The organism is Rhizobium sp. SRI_017, from assembly GCF_057586295.1.
Window position 1 is genome coordinate 48,131 of the sequence record NZ_JBYCZP010000027.1, and the last position, 8,063, is coordinate 56,193.

8 protein-coding genes are annotated in these 8,063 nt (G+C 58.4%); 7 read left to right on the forward strand and 1 reads right to left on the reverse strand.

Going from position 1 to position 8,063, the window contains the following annotated elements; genetic code table 11:
• The first annotated feature begins 15 nt into the window (after window positions 1–15).
• The 5 genes from AC2YI2_RS32865 to AC2YI2_RS32885 all read left to right on the forward strand — a co-directional run bounded on the left by AC2YI2_RS32865 (window position 16) and on the right by AC2YI2_RS32885 (window position 4,251).
• Window positions 16–639: a response regulator transcription factor gene (locus AC2YI2_RS32865; RefSeq protein ID WP_487390741.1), complete on the forward strand. Its 624-nt coding sequence runs from the start codon at window positions 16–18 to the stop codon at window positions 637–639.
• A gap of 141 nt (window positions 640–780) precedes the next feature.
• Window positions 781–1,992 (forward strand): NADH:flavin oxidoreductase/NADH oxidase family protein, encoded by a 1,212-nt coding sequence (locus tag AC2YI2_RS32870; RefSeq protein ID WP_487390742.1) that lies wholly within the window; start codon window positions 781–783, stop codon window positions 1,990–1,992.
• Between the two features lie 160 nt (window positions 1,993–2,152).
• A complete protein-coding gene (locus AC2YI2_RS32875; protein ID WP_487390743.1) occupies window positions 2,153–3,085 on the forward strand; it encodes a LysR family transcriptional regulator in 933 nt (310 codons plus the stop codon).
• A 140-nt stretch (window positions 3,086–3,225) separates the two neighbouring features.
• Window positions 3,226–3,939: an SDR family NAD(P)-dependent oxidoreductase gene (locus tag AC2YI2_RS32880; RefSeq protein WP_487390744.1), complete on the forward strand. Its 714-nt coding sequence runs from the start codon at window positions 3,226–3,228 to the stop codon at window positions 3,937–3,939.
• Window positions 3,940–4,008: 69 nt separating this feature from the next.
• On the forward strand, window positions 4,009–4,251 hold the full coding sequence (locus tag AC2YI2_RS32885; RefSeq protein ID WP_487390745.1) for a tautomerase family protein: 243 nt from the start codon (window positions 4,009–4,011) through the stop codon (window positions 4,249–4,251).
• Between the two features lie 59 nt (window positions 4,252–4,310).
• On the opposite strand, the gene AC2YI2_RS32890 is transcribed toward AC2YI2_RS32885, so the two are convergent.
• Window positions 4,311–4,988: a type 1 glutamine amidotransferase domain-containing protein gene (locus AC2YI2_RS32890; RefSeq protein ID WP_487390751.1), complete on the reverse strand. Its 678-nt coding sequence runs from the start codon at window positions 4,986–4,988 to the stop codon at window positions 4,311–4,313.
• A 350-nt stretch (window positions 4,989–5,338) separates the two neighbouring features.
• Here AC2YI2_RS32890 and AC2YI2_RS32895 point away from each other — a divergent pair, with 350 nt between their 5' ends.
• Together AC2YI2_RS32895 and AC2YI2_RS32900 are read left to right on the forward strand one after the other, a co-directional pair.
• Entirely contained in the window at window positions 5,339–6,307 is a 969-nt protein-coding gene (locus AC2YI2_RS32895; RefSeq protein WP_487390746.1) for an enoyl-CoA hydratase/isomerase family protein, read from the forward strand.
• A 92-nt stretch (window positions 6,308–6,399) separates the two neighbouring features.
• Window positions 6,400–7,443, forward strand: a complete 1,044-nt coding sequence (locus AC2YI2_RS32900) for an adenylate/guanylate cyclase domain-containing protein (RefSeq protein ID WP_487390747.1) — start codon at window positions 6,400–6,402, stop codon at window positions 7,441–7,443.
• Window positions 7,444–8,063: the final 620 nt, after the last annotated feature.

An 8,063-nucleotide genomic window follows, 5' to 3' on the forward strand; every position in this document is an offset into this window, starting at 1 on the left:
TACCGAGGTCAGTCGATGTCGCAGGATATTCCGGTTGTATTCATCGTTGATGACGACATCTCTGTTCGAGACTCGCTCGAACTGCTGATAAAGGCTGCAGGTTGGCGCCCAGAAATCTTCAAGTCTGCCGAAGAGTTCCTTGAGTTTTCGAAATCGCCCACCCCGAACTGCCTCATACTGGACGTCAACCTTCCGGATCTTAACGGCCTTGATCTGCAGGAACGGCTGGCACAGGAGCATTCCGACATGCCAATCATCTTCGTCACCGGATATGGCGATGTACCAATGACGGTGAAGGCCATGAAGGCCGGTGCGGCGGAGTTCCTGACCAAACCCTTCGATGACGAGCAATTGCTAACTGCGATCACCGCGGCACTCGATCGCAGCAGGGCTTCGTTGGCATTTGCATCCGATGTCCAAAACCTCAGGGACCGCTACGCATCGCTGAGCCGGCGCGAACAGGAAGTGCTCGCGCTTGTGGTCACGGGACTGCTGAACAAGCAGGTCGCCTTCGAACTGGGTATCAGTGAGATAACGGTCAAAGCCCACCGAGGTCAGGTCATGCGCAAAATGGAGGCGCGTTCGCTTCCCGACTTGGTGAACATGGCAGCCAAACTTGGCATCGCTCGCTCAGCCTAAGCCTAAGATCGGTTTCGCCTCCAGATAGCCGTGTCCGATCTCTGAAGCGGGTCGGCCAGCGGGAGTCCTGACCTTTTACCAACGTGCCACGAGTTTTCGTGGATAAAGATAAACGCCGAATTCTTGGTCGCGGAAATTCAAATGCAACACCGTGGGATGCTGTTCGAGCCGCTGCAACTGCCTTGTGGTCTAACGCTGAATAATCGGATTGCGAAATCAGCTATGTCGGATTCATTGGGCGACGGAACCGGCCATCCGACAGCCGAACAGGTCAGGCTTTATCAGCGCTGGGCGAGAGGGGGAGTGGCGGCATCCATAATCGGCGAAGTGCAGCTCACCGCCGGTTACGCCGAAAACCCCGGCAATCTGGTGCTTAACGCATCCTCCGATCTTGAACGGTTCCGGGAACTTGCCCGAAGCGGTGGCGAAAATGGCACCAAGCTTTGGCTGCAACTCGGTCACGCTGGCGCGCTTGCCTACGCGCCGACCAGCAACCCCAGAGGCCCGAGTGCTCTTGATTTGCCAGGTTTGCGCTGTGCGGAAATAACATCGGCCGAGATGCGTCAATTACCCTCGGAGTATGCAACAACGGCCAGGCTGGCACAGCAGGCTGGTTTTGGTGGTGTGCAAATTCACGCGGCACACGGATTTTTGCTGAGTCAGTTTCTTTCGCCACTTTTCAATAGGCGAAGCGACGAATACGGAGGAGCAATTGCCAACCGAATGCGACCGCTGTTGCAAGCTATCGAAGCAACCCGCTCCGCTGTCGGATCGGATTTCCCCATCGCTGTGAAACTCAACTCGTCAGACCAGCTCGAGGGTGGGTTCGATCAGGAAGACGCGCTCAAGGTGATGGCGGCGCTGGACGGGTCGTCAGTCGATTTGATCGACATCAGCGGCGGCACCTATTTCCCTGGAGCGAAGTCCGCCTCCGACGGAGCGGGCCGTGGACCCTATTTCCTAGAGTTTGCAAAACGCTCCCGCGCGGTAACGACCAAGCCCCTTATGCTGACAGGCGGCTTCAAGACGCGCTCACAGGCCGAAGAGGCTATCGCAAGCGGTGCAGTTGACATAGTCGGTCTTGCACGCGCGCTCGTCCTTGAGCCTTACCTTCCCGAGCTCTGGAAAACAGACCAGCAACCCGAGCCGCTCTTTCCCAGGTTCTCGGATGCTCCGGAGGGAGGGATAACGGCGTGGTATACGATGCGGCTGACCGAGATCGGGGCTGACAGGGAAACGCCGGTCTTCGGCGACCTTCGACAAGCAATCCAAGCCTACGAGACACGCAACAAATCTCGAGCAAGAGTTTGGCTGCGTCACTTTTCCAGCGACGCCGTGGGCCAACCTGAATAGCGATCCGGAATTTTCCGAGCTTTGCCCGCAGTTCCGACGTTTTCCGAATATTTCGCCTCGCCCATGGTCCCGTTGAGTTGCTGTTCAACTGTTTATCTCGTTCACAATTCGGAGCAATATCTCCAAAGTGGAGATCACTCTACCGAAGAGCGGCGGGATCATGGACAGAATTGATGCGATGAAGGTGTTCATAGCCGCAGTCGACGAGGGCAGCCTCGCCGGCGCAGCGCGACGGCTGAAGCGATCGCCGACGGCGGTCAGCCGGGCGCTGAGCTTCCTGGAGGCACACGTCGGCATGGAGCTGCTGCACCGGACGACGCGCACGCTCAAGCTGAGCGAAGCCGGCCAGCGTTACGCCGCAGCATGTCGCCGCGTCCTGATCGATCTGGAGGAAGCCGACATGCTCGTCGGCGGCGAACGCGCGGCACCTCGAGGCCTGCTGACGATCTCGGCGCCGCCTGTGTTCGGCGAAGAGGTTCTGCGACCGATCCTCGACGCTTTTCTTGACCTCTATCCGGCCGTTTCGGCGCGGTTCCTTATGCTGGATCGCTTTGTCAATCTTGTCGATGAAGGCGTCGATCTGGCCTTGCGGATCGGTCATCTCCAGGATTCCTCACACGTTTCCACACGGCTCGGCGGCGATGTTAGGCGTGTCGTCGTCGGGTCCCCCAATTATCTTGCCAGCCATCCGCAGATCAACGAGCCTGAGGATCTCACGAAACACAAGATCGTGGCCTTCAGCAATTTTGGACTCGATTCCTGGGTCTTCACACCGCAATCGGGGTCGTCGATCCCCCGCACCGTTCAGTTCACGCCGCGGTGCATCGTGAACAATGTGCGTGCCGCCGCCGCCTCTGCCGCAGCGGGCATTGGTCTGACCCGGCTGTATTCCTACCATGTTGCCGAGTTTGTGCGCGACGGGCGCCTGAAGATTGTGCTGGCAGATGCAGAACACCCGTCTTTGCCTGTGCATCTACTCGCGCCGCACGGCCGCATGTCGGTACCGAAGGTCCGCGCCTTCGTCGATTTCGCGGCACCTCGGCTACGCAGGGAGTTCGCACGTCTCGCCGCGGAGGCCGGCACACTCTTCTAATTATGCCGAATTTCGGTGGACTGCCTCCCAATTCGCATCCATTCTCCCGATCTTCGAACAGATCTAAATCAGTTGCACCGAAGCCGAGGGCCTCGGGGCGGACGCCGAAAACGGCACTGCAACCGAATGAGGATCTCATCATGAGCAATGAACAGAAAGTCGTAATCGTCACCGGCGCGTCGCAAGGAATTGGCGCAGCCCTGGTCCGGGCCTATCGCAACCAGAACTTCCGCGTCATCGCCACATCCCGGTCGATCAAGCCCAGCGCCGATCCGGATATCCTGGCAGTCGCCGGCGACATCAGCAATCCCGAGACGGCAGAACGGATCGTTCGCGAAGGCCTTGAGCGCTTTGGCCGTATCGATACGCTCGTCAACAATGCTGGCGTCTTCCTGGCCAAACCGTTCACAGAATTCACCCAGGCGGATTTCGACAACAATATGAATGTCAACGTCGCCGGCTTCTTCCACATCACGCAGCGGGCGTCCGCTGAGATGCTCAAGCAGAACTCGGGCCATATCGTCACCATCACGACCAGCCTGGTCAACCAGCCGATCGCTGGTGTGCCTGCCGTACTTGCCTCGCTTACCAAGGGTGGGCTGAACGCAGCGACCAAGGCGCTCGCTATTGAATTCGCCAAGAGCGGGGTTCGCGTCAACGCCGTATCGCCCGGCATCGTGAAGACCCCGATGAACCCACCTGAAACGCATGCTGCGCTTGCGACGCTGCATCCGATCGGCCGCATGGGCGAGATCAACGATGTCGTCGATGCCGTGCTCTATCTCGAAGGCGCGAATTTCGTCACCGGCGAGATCCTGCATGTCGACGGCGGCCAGAACGCTGGCCGCTGGTGACCATTCGCCCGCCGAGAACTTCGCCACCGCGCAACCATTCAAACCTGGTCTTTCTAAAGGAGAACTGCAATGCCCATCGTCACCGTCCAGGTTACCCGCGAGGGAACCGCACCAGACCGCAACTCGGTTTCATTGGAGGAGAAGGCCGCCATCATCAAGGGCGTCAGTCAGTTGCTTCTCGACGTGCTCAACAAGCCGCTTGAATCGACCTACGTTCTAATCGAGGAAGTCGACCTCGACAACTGGGGCTGGGGCGGACTGCCAACACAGCAGTATCGTCAGATACGTGCTGCGGCCACTGCGAAGTCCTGAAGTAATGAGCAAGGTCCGCCGTCGGCCATATCGCAGGGCGGCGGGCTTCACGCTCGCATCTAAACCTGTAGGAGCTTCAGAAGCTCGCGGGCGGCCGAGCCGGACGAAGATGGATTCTGGCCGGTTATAAGGCGCCCATCAACAATCGTGAAGTCCGCCCAGTCCGCAGCCTTCTCATAGAGCCCGCCCAGGCGCTTCAATTCATCCTCGACCAGAAACGGCACGACCTTGGTCAGTTGTACCGCTTCCTCCTCGCTGTTGGTGAAGCCGGTGACACGCTTTCCCTTGACGATCGGTTGGCCATGGTAGGTCACATTTTTCAGGACCGCCGGCGCGTGGCAGACCGCCGCGATCGGCTTGTCCGCATTGTAGAAGTCCTCAATCAGGGCAACCGAGTTCCGGTCTTCGACGAGATCCCACATCGGGCCATGCCCCCCGGGATAGAACACCGTGTCGAAACCGTCCGCCTTGATGCCGCTGAGCCTGACGGTATTGGCCAGCACCTTTTGCGCCACCGGATCGCCTTTAAACCGCGTCATCGCGTCGGTCTGGCCATCGGGATCGTCGCTCTTAGGATCGATTGGCGGTTGACCACCTTTGGGCGACGCCAGAGTGACATCCGCGCCTGCGTCCGTAAAGACGTAATAGGGCGCTGCGAACTCCTCGAGCCAGAAGCCGGTCGGCTTCCCAGTGCTTCCAAGCTCGCTATGTGACGTCAATACCATCAGGATTTTCATCATTTACTCTCCACTTGTTGGAAATGTCCCGAAAATGCGCGCCGGGCTTCAGGGTGGGCGTTCTGCTGCCTTGTCTGTTGGCGTGACGAGGATGCGGAAGCCAAGCTGTTGCTCAGGAGATCGTCGGCAAGGGCGCGAAATGCTTGTGATATCGGACCGAAATCATCGCGATTTCACGAATGGTGCATCTGCTTGACGCGCTCGTCTATTGTGCCTTGGTGTTGGTCGCGCTGCACAGTTTAGAACAGGCAATCCGAAAGTACTGCCGATACCATCGTGCAATGGCTTCGGGTCAACTCCGGGCCTAGCAAGTACGCATCTGAAAGGCGGCAGTCCAGCAGGAGGAAATTATGCCCCCATTCGCGTCGAACCTCACATACGCGGCAGCGTTTATCGTTGCAGCGGCAAGCGCCACGCCGGCACTTGCAGAATCTACGCAAGCGAATGCAGTGGCTGTCAACAAGGACGTTGGCACGGGTGGCGCAACGTCATCGGCACGGCAAATTCGCGTCGAGCGCCGCACACCCGCTTACTGGCGGGTCACCTTTGATAACCCGCCCTTCAACATCTTCGGACCCGAAACTATACCGCAGCTCGAGGCGGTTATCACGGCGATCGAAAAGGACCCGCTTCTCAAAGTGGTTGTCTTCGACAGTGCCGTGCCCGATTTCTTTCTCACACATTACGATTTCATTCCTCCCCTCTCAGATTCCACGGGTCTGAAGGCAGGCCCGACAGGGCTCCATCCGCTTCCCGACATGCTGGTTCGGTTGAGCCGCTCTCACGTCGTGTCAATCTGCTTGATCCGAGGCCGTGCAACTGGTGTCGGTAGCGAACTTGCACTTGCGAGTGACATGCGGTTTGCAAGTCGTGAAAAGGCGCTCCTGTCTCAGTGGGAGGTCGGCGCAGCGCTTGTGCCGGGCGGTGGGCCGATGGCAAGGCTCCCCAGGCTCATGGGCCGGGGCCGCGCGCTGGAAATCCTGCTGGGTGCAGATGGTATCGATGGCGAGCTTGCAGAACGATACGGTTACGTCAATCGCTCGCTTCCCGATGCACAGCTCGACAACTTCGTCGAAGCACTCGCTATGCGCATCACGCAATTCGACGGAAATGCCATCGCGGAAACGAAACGGCTCGTCGACCTAGCAAGCCTGCCTCACAATGCGGAGATTGCCGCAGGATGGGATGCGTTCATAGCGTCAGTTCAGCGTCCTGGGGCGCAGTTCAGAATCCAGCAGCTCATGACGCTTGGACTTCAGACCAAGGACGACGTCGAACGCAGACTCAATTGGTATACCGAGACTCTCCGCGCACCTTGAGTGGTCGTGCGATTTGCAATGGATCGAATGAGGCGACGGAGGTTCCCGGCCCTTCCCACAACCTTTGTCGCAGTACATCGTCAGGAAACGCGATGGATCGTTTGCGCAAGCTTCTCAATTCCCGAGAATGGTTTTGGCTCGTCGCACCTGCTGTGGGTGCGATGGTAGGCCTCCTCTACTCACAGATTTTCAAGGTCGAAGCTCTATCTGCCGCCATAAGAGGAGCGTTCATTGCGGCACCGATACTTCTCTACGAGCGCGGGAACATACTCATCCGATTGCGCGACATTGTCCGAAAAGCTGCGACGCCGGTATTCGTCCTTGCCACAATCGCAACCTACATTCTTATGATCCTTATCGGCAACGCTGTGGCCGGGACAGTGCTTCACCACCTCTTCGGACATATGCGGACCGCACGCGAGGCGATGGCTTTGTCTGAATCCGGATTCGTCTATGCGCTAGGCGCATCGGCTCTCGTCACATTCATGTTCCGGGTGCGCGATCTAATCGGCCCCAGTCTTTTCACCAGCTTGCTTCTCGGTCGATACCACCGCCCCACCGAGGAAGAGCGCATATTCCTATTTCTGGATGTCGCCGGCTCCACGCAATTTGCAGACCGGTACGGCGACCTGGAGACGCAAGCTTATCTTGGACAGATATTCAGCGCCCTTTCGCTACCAGTGCGGCGCTCCAAAGGCTCGATAGACGACTATATAGGCGATATGGCGCTTGTCACATGGCCGCTACATCGTGGGGTACGGGACGCGGCGTGCCTGCGTTGCGTCTTCGACTTCGCAGCTCTGCTGAAGCGGCAGGCGCCTGCGTGGCAGGCTCGCTTCGGGCAAGTGCCCGAATTTCGCGCCGTGCTGCATTGCGGCCGGGTCGTCACTGCAGAAATTGGCCTTGAGCGGCACAAGATCGCTTACTTCGGGGACGTTGTGAACACGACGGGACGGCTTGAGTCGCTCTCGAAAAACCTCAATGAGCGTGTCTTGGTCTCGGCCGATCTCCTCATCGCCGTGCGGGCATTGCCAGGACATCTCACGGCGGAGAACTTGGGATTTCACGCAATGAGAGGGCGGGCTGCACCGCTCGAAGTATCCGCAATCCGGCTGCGATCCGACCAGTTAGCTTGAAAGTCTCTCGAGCTCAGCCTGCCACCGTGATGATCGCTTCAACGAATTCCATGGGTGCTTACTGCGGTAGGTTCAGCCCGATACCTCCGGTCAGAACCCTGTGGCCGTAGGGTGCCAAGAGCTTGCCCGCATAGGCTGATGGCTCCGAACGAGGTTGACCATTCGCCTCACCTCCTAGTGTAATCGTCGGGACCGTATTCTTCGGAGGCAGGGAACGGCGAGGAGGCACAGGAACAGGCTGAAGATGACAACGCGTTTCATGATCGGCTCCCTTGTTTCGTTGGCCATACGCACCGCCATTCCGCGACAGTGTGTTCCACATAGATGTTGCCACGCGTTGCCCTCGAATAGAGGTAGGTCCGGTGCGCTTCTTCAAGCAGCGATTGGGGGAGCGGCTGCCCTGTGCCGGGCAGGTTGACATTGAGACGGGTCTGGAACTTCATACCGATGATTAGAGTCTGCAGGTCATGTGAGATCGCCGGCCAGGATCTCTGCACCGCGCTTCGAGATAATGCGCGATGCGCTCGCGCATGGCGTTGAGGGCCTGAGATTCTACGCCCTCAGTGAGAGAACCCGAGTATTTTCGTTTGCGGTCAAGGTCGTTCAAGTACTGGTTGATC